This is a genomic window from Pseudomonas sp. GD04015 (genome assembly GCF_029837675.1).
Taxonomy (GTDB): Bacteria; Pseudomonadota; Gammaproteobacteria; order Pseudomonadales; family Pseudomonadaceae; genus Aquipseudomonas; species Aquipseudomonas paralcaligenes.
In genome coordinates, this window is record NZ_JAOEEE010000005.1 from 25,142 (window position 1) to 38,897 (window position 13,756).

General features: G+C 60.4%; 9 protein-coding genes. 2 read left to right on the plus strand and 7 right to left on the minus strand.

Going from position 1 to position 13,756, the window contains the following annotated elements:
* Window positions 1–35 precede the first annotated feature (35 nt).
* The gene (gene thiC, locus N7640_RS05715; RefSeq protein WP_279901949.1) at window positions 36–1,919 is read left to right on the plus strand and encodes a phosphomethylpyrimidine synthase ThiC; all 1,884 of its coding nucleotides are present in this window, start codon (window positions 36–38) and stop codon (window positions 1,917–1,919) included.
* A gap of 70 nt (window positions 1,920–1,989) precedes the next feature.
* Here thiC and N7640_RS05720 read toward each other — a convergent pair whose 3' ends face one another.
* The 5 genes from N7640_RS05720 to N7640_RS05740 form a co-directional block, all read right to left on the minus strand.
* Window positions 1,990–4,275, minus strand: coding sequence for a sulfatase-like hydrolase/transferase (locus N7640_RS05720; RefSeq protein WP_279901948.1), 2,286 nt, complete (start codon window positions 4,273–4,275; stop codon window positions 1,990–1,992).
* A 49-nt stretch (window positions 4,276–4,324) separates the two neighbouring features.
* Complete coding sequence (locus N7640_RS05725; protein ID WP_279901946.1) at window positions 4,325–6,586, minus strand: hypothetical protein; 2,262 nt, start codon at window positions 6,584–6,586, stop codon at window positions 4,325–4,327.
* 85 nt (window positions 6,587–6,671) lie between these two features.
* Entirely contained in the window at window positions 6,672–8,339 is a 1,668-nt protein-coding gene (locus N7640_RS05730; protein WP_279901944.1) for a hypothetical protein, read from the minus strand.
* Window positions 8,340–8,517: 178 nt separating this feature from the next.
* The gene (locus N7640_RS05735; protein WP_279901942.1) at window positions 8,518–9,969 is read right to left on the minus strand and encodes a hypothetical protein; all 1,452 of its coding nucleotides are present in this window, start codon (window positions 9,967–9,969) and stop codon (window positions 8,518–8,520) included.
* Entirely contained in the window at window positions 9,966–10,898 is a 933-nt protein-coding gene (locus N7640_RS05740; RefSeq protein ID WP_279901941.1) for a hypothetical protein, read from the minus strand. Before N7640_RS05740 ends, N7640_RS05735 begins: the two co-directional genes overlap by 4 nt.
* 70 nt (window positions 10,899–10,968) lie before the next feature.
* Between N7640_RS05740 and N7640_RS05745 the strand changes: the two genes are divergently transcribed.
* On the plus strand, window positions 10,969–11,610 hold the full coding sequence (locus N7640_RS05745) for a hypothetical protein (protein ID WP_279901939.1): 642 nt from the start codon (window positions 10,969–10,971) through the stop codon (window positions 11,608–11,610).
* A gap of 172 nt (window positions 11,611–11,782) precedes the next feature.
* Here N7640_RS05745 and N7640_RS05750 read toward each other — a convergent pair whose 3' ends face one another.
* Window positions 11,783–12,673 carry a peptidylprolyl isomerase gene (locus N7640_RS05750; protein WP_220814638.1) on the minus strand — a complete coding sequence of 297 codons (891 nt, stop codon included), beginning with the start codon at window positions 12,671–12,673 and terminating at the stop codon, window positions 11,783–11,785.
* 115 nt (window positions 12,674–12,788) lie between these two features.
* On the minus strand, window positions 12,789–13,718 hold the full coding sequence (locus tag N7640_RS05755; RefSeq protein WP_279901937.1) for a hypothetical protein: 930 nt from the start codon (window positions 13,716–13,718) through the stop codon (window positions 12,789–12,791).
* Window positions 13,719–13,756 lie beyond the last annotated feature (38 nt).

A 13,756-nucleotide genomic window follows, 5' to 3' on the forward strand; every position in this document is an offset into this window, starting at 1 on the left:
GGTTCGCTCCGACATCCAGCCGAGGAGCCGAGCCGATGAGCATCAAACAACAAGTACACCTGAGTGAAAGCGCCAAGGTCGACCAGCAGTCGATCCAGCCCTTCCCGCGCTCGCAGAAGGTCTATGTGCAGGGTTCGCGCCCGGACATCCGCGTACCCATGCGCGAGATCAGCCTGGATGTCACGCCCACCGCCTTCGGTGGCGAGATCAACCCACCGGTCACCGTCTACGACACCTCCGGCCCCTATACCGACCCGAGCGTGCAGATCGACGTGCGCCAAGGCCTGGCCGACGTGCGCAGCGCCTGGATCGAGGATCGCGGCGATACCGAGAAGCTGCCGGGCCTGTCCTCGGAGTTCGGCCAGCGCCGCCTGGCCGACGCCGAGCTGACCGCCATGCGCTTCGTCCACGTGCGCAACCCGCGCCGGGCCAAGGCCGGCAAGAACGTCAGCCAGATGCACTACGCCAGGCAGGGCATCATCACGCCCGAGATGGAATACGTCGCCATCCGCGAGAACATGAAGCTAACCGAAGCGCGCGAGGCCGGCCTGCTCAAGGAGCAGCACGCCGGCCACAGCTTCGGCGCCAGCATTCCCAAGGAGATCACGCCCGAGTTCGTGCGCAGCGAGGTCGCCCGCGGTCGCGCCATCATCCCGGCCAACATCAACCACGTGGAGCTGGAGCCGATGATCATCGGCCGCAACTTCCTGGTGAAGATCAACGGCAACATCGGCAACTCGGCGCTCGGTTCTTCCATCGAGGAAGAAGTGGCCAAGCTGACCTGGGGCATCCGCTGGGGCTCGGACACGGTGATGGACCTGTCCACCGGCAAGCACATCCATGAGACCCGCGAGTGGATCATCCGCAACTCGCCGGTGCCGATCGGCACCGTGCCGATCTACCAGGCCCTGGAAAAGGTCAACGGCATCGCCGAAGACCTGACCTGGGATCTGTTCCGCGACACCCTGATCGAACAGGCCGAGCAAGGCGTGGACTACTTCACCATCCACGCCGGCGTGCTGCTGCGCTATGTGCCGCTGACCGCCAAGCGCGTCACCGGCATCGTCTCGCGAGGTGGCTCGATCATGGCCAAGTGGTGCCTGGCGCATCACCAGGAGAATTTCCTCTACACCCACTTCGAGGAAATCTGCGAAATCATGAAGGCCTACGACGTCAGCTTCTCGCTGGGCGATGGCCTGCGCCCAGGCTCCATCGCCGACGCCAACGACGCGGCCCAGTTCGGTGAGCTGGAGACCCTCGGCGAACTGACCAAGATCGCCTGGAAGCACGACGTGCAGTGCATGATCGAAGGCCCCGGCCACGTGCCGATGCAGCTGATCAAGGAGAACATGGACAAGCAGCTGGAATGCTGCGACGAGGCCCCCTTCTACACCCTCGGCCCGCTGACCACCGACATCGCCCCCGGCTACGACCACATCACCAGCGGCATCGGCGCCGCCATGATCGGCTGGTTCGGCTGCGCCATGCTCTGCTACGTCACGCCCAAGGAGCACCTGGGCCTGCCGAACAAGGATGACGTGAAGACCGGCATCATCACCTACAAGATCGCCGCGCATGCCGCCGACCTCGCCAAGGGCCACCCCGGCGCGCAGATCCGCGACAACGCCCTGTCCAAGGCGCGCTTCGAGTTCCGCTGGGAAGACCAGTTCAACCTCGGCCTGGACCCGGACACCGCCCGCGCCTTCCACGACGAGACCCTGCCCAAGGACTCGGCCAAGGTCGCCCACTTCTGCTCCATGTGCGGACCGAAGTTCTGCTCCATGAAGATCACCCAGGAGGTGCGCGACTACGCCAAGGAGAACGGCCTGACCGACGAACAGAAGGCCATCGAGGCCGGTTTCGCCGAACAGTCCGAGCGCTTCAAGGACGAAGGCGCGGTGATCTACAAGCAGGTGTAGAACCCGTCTTCCGCTCCCCTTGGCCACGGCACAGGGGAGCGGAGCCTTCGCACCACGTGCTAGAAAAGCATCAGCGCTGCAGCGCCCCAAGCTCCTGCCCGCAGCGCCCCAACAGTTCGCAGGGCCTGACCAGCTGATGCCCGGACAGGCTGAAGAACCGGTGGAGAACCGTTTCCCTCTCCCCGCTCAGCTCGACCAGCCAGCGTTTCTCCTGTCGATCGAAGATTCCCATGTAGGGCTGACGGAACTGCAGTGTGGAGATGACTTCGCTACCCAGCTCCAGCCCCAGCTTTTCCAGCAGAGCGCGGTCCTCGCACAGGGCCGAATCCGCCGAGACGACCAGCTTGTAGCGCCCGGACACAGTCACGGCCGGCTCTTCGACCGTATCGGCGCAGGTGTCGTAACGGGTCGCCGCCAGGAATTCGCCTTCGGCACTGAGATCGTAGACGGTCAGCCCTCGCCCCGGGACGGCCTGTTCCTGGCCGCGGATCACCTTGCTCGGATGGGGAAAGCCACCGGACAGGACCTGCAGCTGGTCGCGCATGGCGACATGCCACGCGGGGCCGTTCCACACTTCCCGTCGGCGCAGGTGCTGGGGCTCGGTCGGCACCACCGTCTGGAGCAGGTCCTCCTGGGAAAACGGTATGCTCCACACCCCTTTCTTCCCATAGAGCATGCAGTAGCCGTCCCCGGGACGCCCCTGGACCTCGCAGAGATCCACATACAGGTAGTAGCGCTCGGGCGGCAGGCTCATGAAGCTCCCCAGCGGATTGTTCAGGTAGAACTCGCGAATCCGCCCCCCGTCCTCCAGTGACACCAGCAGGGGCAGCGTGGTCGTCTCTTCGCCAATGCGAAGCTGATCGCCTTCCACCGTGACGCCCTGATCGATCGAGGGGGCCAGCCAGAGCCCCCGGGCGAAGGACATGTAGCCTCCCAGCGGGTCTTTCCGAGCATGGGCCAGGGACAGACCATCATCGGCTTCGCCTCTCAGGAGAGAACGCCCAAACCCTAACGCGGGGTCATCCAGCCCAAGGACATCGAGAGTCGTCGCACCTGCATCCAGGGTGCTCCCCTTGGCGTCCACGATCCGCGGCGGCTGCTCGGGATCGAAGACGAGAAGCAGATTCTTGCGAGGCTCGCCATTGCCCCGCAGCAAAGCCTGCGCATCGTTGACCATCGCCAGGTGATCCGACGCCAGCACCACGACCGTATCGGCTCCCCACGGGCTGCGCCTTATCTTGTCGACGAAACTACCCAGCAGATGATCGGAGCAGTGGACCGCCTGCAGCATGGGCAGGTCGCTATGGGCATAGTGCAGGCCGGAGCAGCTGGCCGACATGTGCCCGGACGGGTGATGGGTATCAAGGGTCAGCAGCGACAGGAGGAACGGCGCGGAATCGGCACTCAACGCCTCATAGGCCTTGTAGGCATGGTCGAGCAGGACATCGTCCTTGACGCCCCAGGCGGACATGTCCTCTGCCGCCAGCTCCGGCAGCGCGGAGAAATATTCGAGACCGACGACCTTGTCGAAACCATGCTGCGTCAGGAAACCGTGCTTGCCCGCGAACGACGAGTCAGCACCACCATAGAACGTGGCCCGGTAACCCTGCCCGACAAGAAAGTCGCCCAGACAGGTTGCCCCCGAAAGGAAGCTGGAACGTCCCGCCATCGTGTTCCCCTGGCTTACCGGCATGCTCAGGGGGACACCGCACTGGGAGCTGACCATGCCCGCGATGGTCCAGCCGGTGCCAGGCAACTGAGCAATGCCGGAGAAGTCCAGAGCCTCCGAGCTCAGGCGCTTGATGTTCGGCATCAGTTCCGGGAACCGTTCCTCGTCCAGATAGGTGCGCTCCAGACTCTCGGCATAGATATAAACCACATTGCGCGGCCGCTTCAGAGTCCCAGCAGGCGTTCGATATTCCTGCGCCTTATCCTCGACACTCCCCGCCAGGGAGCCGTACTCCTTCATCAGCGAATACAAGCTCCCGGGGCCCGGCGCCAGCCATAGCGACAGGCCATAGGCCACGACGAACAAGGACGAAGGCACGAAACCCCATGCCCTGCGCCACAGAGGCAAGGTCAACGCGATCAGTACGGCCGCCAGAGACGTGCAGACGATCAGCAGCTCCGGGAGGTACTCGGAATAACCGGCCCCCTTCACACCGGTCTGGAGGTGGTAGAGCACCGACAGGTCGAAGCCACTGTCGGTAAAACGATTCGCCCCCCACCAGGCTCCTGCGACCAGGAGAAAGAGTGCGACCAGAATGCTCTTGGGCCACAGCGGCCGACGACTGAATATCAACAGCAGTAGCAGTGCGAGGGAGAGAACGACGTTGATCAGTACTGGATAACTCATTGGGGATAATTGCTAGAAAGCTCTCGGATCAGAAAAACACATGCCCCGTTTACAGGGGCGCGAGAAGGACGTGATCGAGACGCACATCCGACGGGGACTGGAAACGAATCATCAGATGCTTCGGCGCCTTCTCTGGAAGGACCAGTTCCAGCTCCACACCGGCAATCCCCGAGCTCAGCGTACCGATATCGGTAGCAGACGCGAGAACCTGCAGCTCCTTGCCATCGGCGTCGGTACCGATCACCTCGACGCTCGTCTCCGATGCCACTTGCTCGAACCCCATCACCAGCAGATGACGACGCCCGCCTTCCAGGCCGATCTCAGGGGAAAGCAGGGTTGCCACGCCCTTCTCGTTCGGGGAAACCCACAGCGCCCTTCTCTCGCCTTTCAGCTGGGTATCGGCGAGCAACTGCCAACCCTCGCTACCGACTGCGGAGCGCAGGCCGAACGGCCACAGCTTCGCGGAGCGGGGCAGCCCCGCCCGGGCCAGCGCGAAGTCCTTGAAGGCCACTTCCGCCGGCGTGTTGCGCCAGGAGGTGAAGGAAGTGAACCCCGGCTGTCCCTCGTAGATGCCATTGGAACCGTTCCAGGCCATGGGCGAGACGAAGCGGGCATTGCTGTTGAACACCTGCAGCATGGACAGGTAGGAGTCGCCGTAGCCTGCCAGCCTGGTGGGTTCGAGGAAGTCGGAAGCGCTGTATTCGGAGATACCCCAGTCCAGATCGAAATCCTGGATGGTGCCGAACAGGGTCCGGCCATTCTCCATGGCGATGTCGTTGCGAGCACTGCGACCGTACAGGATGGCTCCCAGGTGCCCATGCGAGGGCTTGGCGCCTTCTATGCTGACGCCGGCCGTGTCGTAGTTCTTGACCGGGCTTTCCACGAAGATCGGCAGAGGATCGGCCTTGCCCTGGGGAGCCATGAAGCCCTGGGAGGTGAAGATCTTCGACGGATCGATCCCCGCCTCGGCCACCCATTGCGACATGTCGTCGTGATGCCTGTGCACCAGGTGGCGCCGGAACTGCTCCCACACGCCGAACCAGGGGTTGCGCCAGAACCAGCGCCCCGGGGTCGGCGGCACCACCTCGTCCCAGCTCTTGAAATGCTCGCCGGCCAGCTCGTTGACCTCATCGAGCGTCAGCAAATGGCTGCGAGCCAGCCCCGCCAGCGGCTGCCCCGGCGCATACGGACCGCTCGCAGTCAGCCATTCGCGGAACTGGCGCAATGTGCCCGGGTTGTAGTCGAACCATTCCTCGCCCGAGAAGAACGGATTGATATAGACGTCCGGGTCCAGGTTGATCCCGATGAACAGGTGAGGATTCTCGCGCGCGAACTCGGCAACCACGGCAGCCGAAGCCTGCAGGTTGCGCTTCTTGTAGGCATGCACGGTCGTGGCGTAGTAGTTGAACGTCAGTGAGTTGGCCAGCTCCGGCGACTCCTCGGAGCCTGGCAGGTTCTTCAGATAGTCGTCCGGGTACGCCTCACCCTTGGCGGTCCACTGCACGTTGACCTTGTCCTCCTCGAGGTAGTCGTTCAGATCCCAGTCGGGCGCGCTGGCGCGCGCATCGGCCCAGACGCCGCCGTTGAGGGTCAGCAGCAGCGGAACCTGGTATTGCTTGGACAGGTCGAGGACACGGCGCAAGGAGTCCTCGGCGATGACCTTGCCATCCTGCTCCGTCGAGGTATCGAAATCCGGATCGAACACCCAGTCACCGGCACGTCCCTTGGTCGTGCGCATGTACAGCACCGGCACACGCACCCCGAACTTGATCGTATCGCTCTGGAAGGCGGCGTACTCGGCGGCGAAATCCTTTAGTTGCGCGTCATCCGCACCGCTGGTTCCGACAGCCAGATGAAACACATCCTCTTTCCACTGAGGATAGCGCTGGACCAGCTCTCGCCATGGCGACGGCGGCGCGGCCAGGACATTCAGACGCGCCAGCTGAGTACGGTTCCCCTGGCGGTCCAGAGTACGAACCTCGACGACGTCGTTGCCCTCCAGAAGATTGGAAATATCCCCCTCGAACTGGAACCCCGAGCGAGCCGTTTCGCTCAGGTCCGGCCTGGCCGCGACCACGTCGGCCCTTTCAATGCCGGTGCTAGCCAGAAACACCTGCTGGTCGTTGACCACGACCTCCACCGACTGCAGACCATCGGGATCGACCGCCCAACCGTTGAGAAAGATGTAGCCGTCGGCGAATTTGCCGTCAACCGGGTTATCGACGTAACCCACGGCAGCGACATCTGGCTGCCCCTCCGAACAACCGGACATGACCAGAGAGAGTGCAAGGAACAGCAGAGTCTTTTTCATCACCAGCTTCTTAAAAACGAATCGAATATTCAGCCCCACGCACTGCATGGGGCCGATGGCAAAGTCATACAAACGGAGCCGCGGCCTACGACCCAGGCTGCAGCAAGCAGGCGGGTTGCAGGCCTGCGATCTTCGCTGGTACGACACCCGCCTTCAGGTATCCGACGAAGCCGGCATACCGCGCATCGCGCCCATACACCTTGCGCAGATCGCTACGCCGCTTTCCGCTCAGCGCATATCCGGCGACCTGCCCCTGTTCGTCGAGCAGAAGAACCTGCGCAGGCACCTCCCCCTCGTCATTCAGCAACCAGCCTTCCACACGCTGCCAACCATCAGCCAGCACCACGGTCTGCTCGATCTGGCCCCGGCAGGTCGCGGAAGGAGAATCGGGCAAAGGTTTGCCCAGCAATTGGCCGGCCCCTTCGATCAGAGGATGTGCGAAGGCCGAAATATGCCGTCTCTTGGCCGTGGCGGAAACATTCTTCAGAACGGGCTGGAAGAAATAGATACGGGAGAAGTACTCCTCGTCGTTCGCCCCGACTTGCAAGGCCAATGCCGTCACCATGCGCTCGAAGGTCTGCGGATGAGGTCGACGGGCATCCCACTGCCCCTTCACCAACAGCAGCAGCACCAGGGCGAACAGCCACACCCACCGCCGCGAGAACATGGTGGCGCCATAGCGATGGGCAGCCAGCAACAGGAGCGCACACCACGCCAGCAGCTGTGGCGTCAGGTAACGGCTCGTCAGCGCTTGCACCGCGCCGTATTCAAGCCGCCCGGATGCGGTGCCCACCACGGTCCCGCCGATGTACAGGAGAAAAGTCAGCAACACCCATGGCCAAGGGGAAGACGAGCGCTCACGCCAGGCCAGCCAGGCGAACCACGCCGATCCCAGGATCAGGGCGGCACCGGCAACCTTGGGAACGGTCAGCGGCAGCCCCTTCACCAGGAAGAACCACGGGCCGCCAAGATAGACCAGCACATACGAAATCAGGTCCCACGGTCGTTGCAGCAACGCGCTCGACAGAGACACATGGTTGGGCGGGTAGACGAAGTCATGGAAATAGACCCCATAGGTGAGCCCGCCCAGCGCCGCCAGCACCATCACCCGCAGCCAGCCCTGGCGCAACAGTGCAGCGAGCACAGCCATCAACGGCAACGCCAGGACGCCATTGGCCATGGTGACGCTGCTCAACACACCCAGCAGAGCGGCCAGGCAGAAATACCACCATCCGTGGGCACCCTGCGCCCTCGTCAGCACGATGAAGGCCAGCAGCGGCACCAGATAGGCGGAAAAGAACTGGCTCTGGAAGGCCCAGGTGAAGTTGCTTTGCTGAAGCCAGGAAAAGCACAGCACGGCCAGCAAGCCCAGAAGCACATGGCGCTGGTACGCCTCGGGCACCAGCTTGCGGGCGATGAAGGCGAACACCAGGAAATTCGCCAGCGCGAACAGCACATTGAGCGTGAACAGGAAAACCAGCGACGCATCGAAAACATGCACGTCGACCCAGAACAGCGCCTTCGCCAGGACCAGACGGTGCTCGTTATGCAGCTCCCAGAACACCTTCCAGCCTTCGCCCGCGTCCATGCGGAAGACGGCCATGAGATAGCCGTTCCACATGTCCCAATAAGGTACGGGCGTATAGTTGACCCATGTTCCGTAAATGCTCATTGCAGCAAAGAACAGGCCAAAGAACGCGAAGAAGCCCGAGATCCAGCGGCCGCGCGCGCCAGGCAACTGTGTAGCAGTCATCAAAGCAGTTCCTCGCCAGCGTGAAGGGTACGAGGAAGATCAGGAGAGAAAACGTTCTTGTGCATAAGCCATCCATGCGATGAGTCAACCGACGCCTGGCAAGGCGATAGGTCATTGAAAGCGTATTGTCCCGGAACCATAAGCAAATAAGCCACCACACCGTCTGCAACGGGCCAAATCAGGCCCTCCTGGCCCAACCACTTGCCATCAGCCAGAACCACCAGGCGGCGGCCACTACCTGAAAAGTCAGCCCCACGCCAAAGATCACCGCGTGCTTCGACATCTCGATATAGCCGTCGCCAAAGACCGATGAAAACAACGCATACAGGCTGGCGAACGCCCCCAGGGATAGAACAGCCAGCGGCGCATTACCAGCAGAGATCCCGTCGCGGCCACGGAAGCTCCTGAGCAGAATCAGAAATGCCAGCCCGCCGCCCAGCAAGCCCAGGCAGGTCAAGCCGACATAAAGACGAGGCGGCAATCCCGACAGCCAGGTACTCAGGGACATCGTGCGCACCAGCTCAAGCTTGCTCTGGGCTGCTTCTGCATCCCCAGGCTCTATGACACCCAGATAATCGGGATACAGGGGCTTGGCCCCCAACGTGATGCGATACATGGGGACCAACAGTGTTCTCGGCTGCGAAACAAACAGGGCGAGCAACTTCATGCGGCTGACCTGAGCCACGGCCGGGCATGGCCTATGGCCTTCCTTGCTGAGCCAGCTGCTGCCGATATCCGCCAGGCACTCATCCGGTAGACCGAGCAGACGCAGCGCCGCTGGCTTGTCTGCAGCCGCAGGCAGGACCGCCCCGAAGAACGTATTGGTCTTGTTGGCCTGATCGATCGTGCGCATCAGCTCGGTGGACGAAGGGTTCATGAGGCTGAATGCAAAAAGCAGCCCCCCGCCAAGACCAACGTACAACAGCACCACTCGGCCTATACGCCAGCGCAACCAGACCACCAGAGCGAACAGCCATGACAACACCACTGCCATTGGCGCGTATTGCTGCTTGCTCATGCCCAACCATATGAGTGCGAACACCGACAGGCCCAGCAATCCAAGACCAGGGCGCTCACCTAACGCCAGCAGGCAGACTCCGGTCGAAAGCGCCAGGAACGTGGCTACCACTACCGAGAACTCCATGTAGAGCGTGTTGGCATAGGCCAGATAGGCCCAGTCGGTGAACAGCACGGCAAAAATGACGCACAGCGGCAACCGCAGACGCCCCGCATACATCAACAACAGCACTGTGCCGATGCAGAGAAACCCCAGCTTCCAGATGGCGACCTGCCAGAAAGAAAGTATCTCGCCGGGCTCGTGAAACAGCGTGGTGAGCCAGGGGAATACGTTATCGACAGAGCGCATGCAGACATCGGATCGAACATCGCCATCGAACTGCAGAAAACGGGAGGGAAACAGGTAGTTGCCGTGGGTCTTGTCCACGCCGTCTATGAACTGCCAAAGCCCCGTGCAAGACGACTGGCGCAGAAAGTCGTAGCTGTTGGCATAGCCAATGAAGGGCAGCAGCAACACCTGCCAGGCCACATAGGCGACCACCAGCCCGAATATCAGCAGCGCAACGCTATCGGCACGGGACCAAAGAAGCGGGCGCCCGAAAATAGATTTCATTGCCGCCCACACTCCGGAAAAAAGCCGGAGACCCAAGGCCACACATGCCAGGCTTCGGGATGCGAATCGAGAGCGACCTGCAGATGGTCGGCTAGGCGCTGCGCCAGCGTCTGTGCATCGAGGCCCATGACCGGCCCCTCAAGCCGCATATGGCGATGCCCGTCGCGAGGGTCGATCACGATCGTATAGATCAGCACAGGGACACCAGCCTCGGACGCCATGCCGATGGCACCCGCGGGAAGACGAGCATCTCGCCCCAGCAAACGCACGGGCAGGCTCGACTGGCCCGGCTGCAGAGGTGCATCCGGCATGACCATGACCGCACGCCCCTCTGCCAAAAGGCGTCTGCGCATCCGTTCGATGCTACCACCGACGGCTATGGTGGGAGCTCCGCTCAAGCGGGCCACCTGGGCAATGCGACGACGCCCCATCCAGCCCACGAACCTCTCTCCCCAGGGCGCAACCTTGGGCGGCGGAGCATGCAGCCATGCAATGGGATAACCATGGTCGCGAAAATAACGAAGCGCCCAGAAACCCTGCCCATAGTGAAAGGTCACCAGCATAGGAGCTGGCAACTCGCTAGGCGCGGGTAACGCATCCCCCGACACATGCAGATAGCGCTTCATCCAGGATCTGCCGTACTTGAGCGTCAGGAAGAAGTCGGCGATATCCGTCAATCGGTGCAAGGCTATCAGCCGCTCCGAATGCGGCCCCGAGGCTCCTCTCCACATCACCAGCGAGCCCAGGGCACTCTCCTGCTCTCTACCCTGGAACAGTGAATAACGGGTAAGGAAACGCAAACCGCGAAACGCCAATGGCCAAGGCAACAGGAAGACCAGAATCGCCACACAGCCGATTTCCAGAGCGGCCTTGAATTCGCGCCCCAAACCGCTCCACGAAATAGACAAACGAACCTCACGCTCCAACATGCAATACAGGTATTGGCTCAGGGACGGGTAAAATCTAGGAAAGCATCCTTTCTTCCATGAGCATTCGATTGTGCGAATTATCCATCGACTGGCCGCCCACTGCCTAGGCTTGCTGCTGGCGACGCAGGGCAATGCCGCCTCGACTATCCCCCATGCACAGCTTTCCTCCGGGCACAACAGCACCATCAGCGGAGGCTCTGGAACGCTGATGCCGGATGATGCAACGGGGCAGCGCCTGGAGTTCGAGTTCGAGTCCGCCGACTACTTCAGCCCCGAAAACATCGGTCACTTGACGATCGGTATTCGCGGCGAATCCATCGCTGTCGGCGGGAGAGGCATTGTCATGGGCAACCTCACCCAATATGGCTTTCCCGGTGGCCGCTGCCAGCAGACCAACCAGAACAATGTCGCAGCCATAGAGTCCTACTGGCCTGACAATAACTGCGTATATGGAGGAGAGACCCAATCCGCTCAACTACGGAACGGCGAACGCTACAAGATCCGGGTGGAGTCCCTCAGAAACGGACTGATCCGCTACTACCTATACCTGAGGGAAGATGAAGATTGGAGCCTGATCACCAGCGCGGGGGTTCACGACGACTTCAACGATAAAGTGCAGGCGAATCTGGCTGGCTGGTGGATAGCCGAAGTATTCGGCACTCACCAGTGGAAAGTGGACTTCTATAACATCCGGCAAAGCGACATCTACTAATTAGCTGCCCATAGACCGAACCCCACAGGACACAGCCCTTGCAGGTGGCACCGAACTATTTAAAGCGCAAAAAAAGCGCACAAAACACTTATCGTACCTTGTGCGCCAACCCTACAATTCGTCGTTCAAGAGACCGGTGGACTATGGGATCAAAGAACTCCAGCTCGCCGAATTACGGCTGACTACTCTTGAACAGTTGCTCCACCGCCTGAGTATCGGTCTTGATGCTCTTGGAAGAGGTGACACTCTCTATTTTCTTTTTCCTTGCATCTGCCGCAAATTGTGCATCCAGCGCCTGAATAAGCGCAGGCTTGACTTCTTCGAAGGTTTTGATCCCCTCTTTCTTGCGATCGACCAAGCGAATGATGTGGTAGCCAAACGGACTTTGCACCGGCGCAGAGATGTCCCCTGGCGCCTTCAGGGCAAACGCAGCATCAGCGAAAGGCTTAACCATTTTATCGCGAGTGAAGAAGCCCAGATCACCGCCTGCAGCGCCGCTTGAGGTATCGTCCGACTTTTCCTTCGCCAGATCAGCGAAAGATGCTCCGGCCAATAGCTCCTTATGCAGCTTCTCCGCCAATTGCTTCGCCTCCTCAGCAGTCCGCTTATCGCCACTGGCGATGAGGATATGCTCGGCCCGTATTTGTTCGGGTACTCGGTAGCTCTCCTTGTTGGCGAGGTAGCGCTCCTTGGCGAGCGTCTCAAAATCAGGCCTTTTCACCTCTTTACCCAGGCGGTCCAGATAAAGGTTGGCGATGGTCCTGTCCTGCTCGTACTGGAGCCGCTGACGAGTAGCGGCATCTTGGCCAATTCCCTTGGCAGCAGCCTCAGCCGCCAGTTGGCGGATAAGATAGTAGTTAGCAAGAAACTCACGATACTTCTGCTCGTTACCCAGCAACTCCACTTTCTGACTATCGTTCAGCGCACCGTCAATGAGTAACCGGTACTCATCTGCTGTGATATTTACATTCTCGCCACGAATCAGAACACTAGAGCTATCCGCCAATGTAACTGCCGGAAAGACGACAATAGCCAGAAGTGAAAGTACAGACCGCTTTAACATGAAAAACCTCTGAGCAGAATTCAGTAAATGAAGAAGAAATTAATGCACAGCAAATGAATACCTGAAAACAACATGGGCGCCCCATAAAGAGGCGCCCACTCACGACAGCAATGAATTACTGGCTAGGAGCATTGCTCACTTTGAAGGCGCAAACCCTACCCGACGAACAACTGCTGGCGCTGGTTGCCGGATCGATATGAGCCACGTTGATATATACCGTACCCGTGGTTGGAAGTTTGCAATACTTGGCGCGCTTGGTCGGAGGCGAACTTTCATGCGTCCAGTTCAGGTTAACTTCTGCACCATACTCGCTTATGCAATAACCCAGGCTACTAGAGAAGTCCCCGGGAGTTTGAGAGAGCGAGATAACCCTATTATAAACAAGGTTTGTCGCACCATTGATACTACTCAGCTTGCCGAACTTATTGGCGTTGTTGGCCAAGCTCTCCACAGTGACTGGATATGCCACATAAGCAGAGCCAGTCACTGACTTCAGAACCTGGGTGAAGGAGCCCCAGAAAATATCGTTAGCCGTGGTATCAATGGAGCCGCCAGGCGGGGTCGGCGTCGGCGTCGGCGTCGGCGTCGGCGTCGGCGTCGGCGTCGGGGTCGGCGTCGGAGTAGGCGTCGGCGTCGGAGTAGGCGTCGGAGTAGGCGTCGGCGTCACCCCCAGCGCACAATCATCATTGGTAATATTAACGCCCGCAAGAGCCAAGGCTCCGTTTGCCTGGACGGTGGCACTTGTATAGGTCCCACATACGACGTCATCTATCTTGAGCTCGCTGGCTACGGCAGCAGCGCTACCGGCAGCGAGATATACGACGGATACGCCCAACAGCGGCTTGATTACTCTCATCATTCCCACCTTTATAGCAATAGAAGAGGCGCCCGCACTCAGTGTCGAGGCATCACCCTTCGGATAATACCGGATTTTCGAACCGAAAACCCCATAAGGAAAAAATCCCGGAACCAATGTGAAGCAGAACAGTCCGCCCGTCGGATCAACAGCGCTCAGGGATAGAAAGCATAAAAAAAGGGAGGTCATTACGACCTCCCCTTTTGTTACCGCAGGTACTAGCTAGT

What these genes read in the sequence shown, in the direction of transcription:
- N7640_RS05720 (WP_279901948.1), bottom strand. Translation starts at nt 4,275, where the DNA reads ATGAGTTATCCAGTACTGATCAACGTCGTTCTCTCCCTCGCACTGCTA.
- N7640_RS05725 (WP_279901946.1), bottom strand. Translation starts at nt 6,586, where the DNA reads ATGAAAAAGACTCTGCTGTTCCTTGCACTCTCTCTGGTCATGTCCGGT.
- N7640_RS05750 (WP_220814638.1), bottom strand. Translation starts at nt 12,673, where the DNA reads ATGTTAAAGCGGTCTGTACTTTCACTTCTGGCTATTGTCGTCTTTCCG.
- N7640_RS05730 (WP_279901944.1), bottom strand. Translation starts at nt 8,339, where the DNA reads ATGACTGCTACACAGTTGCCTGGCGCGCGCGGCCGCTGGATCTCGGGC.
- N7640_RS05740 (WP_279901941.1), bottom strand. Translation starts at nt 10,898, where the DNA reads ATGTTGGAGCGTGAGGTTCGTTTGTCTATTTCGTGGAGCGGTTTGGGG.
- N7640_RS05755 (WP_279901937.1), bottom strand. Translation starts at nt 13,718, where the DNA reads ATGACCTCCCTTTTTTTATGCTTTCTATCCCTGAGCGCTGTTGATCCG.
- thiC (WP_279901949.1), top strand. Translation starts at nt 36, where the DNA reads ATGAGCATCAAACAACAAGTACACCTGAGTGAAAGCGCCAAGGTCGAC.
- N7640_RS05735 (WP_279901942.1), bottom strand. Translation starts at nt 9,969, where the DNA reads ATGAAATCTATTTTCGGGCGCCCGCTTCTTTGGTCCCGTGCCGATAGC.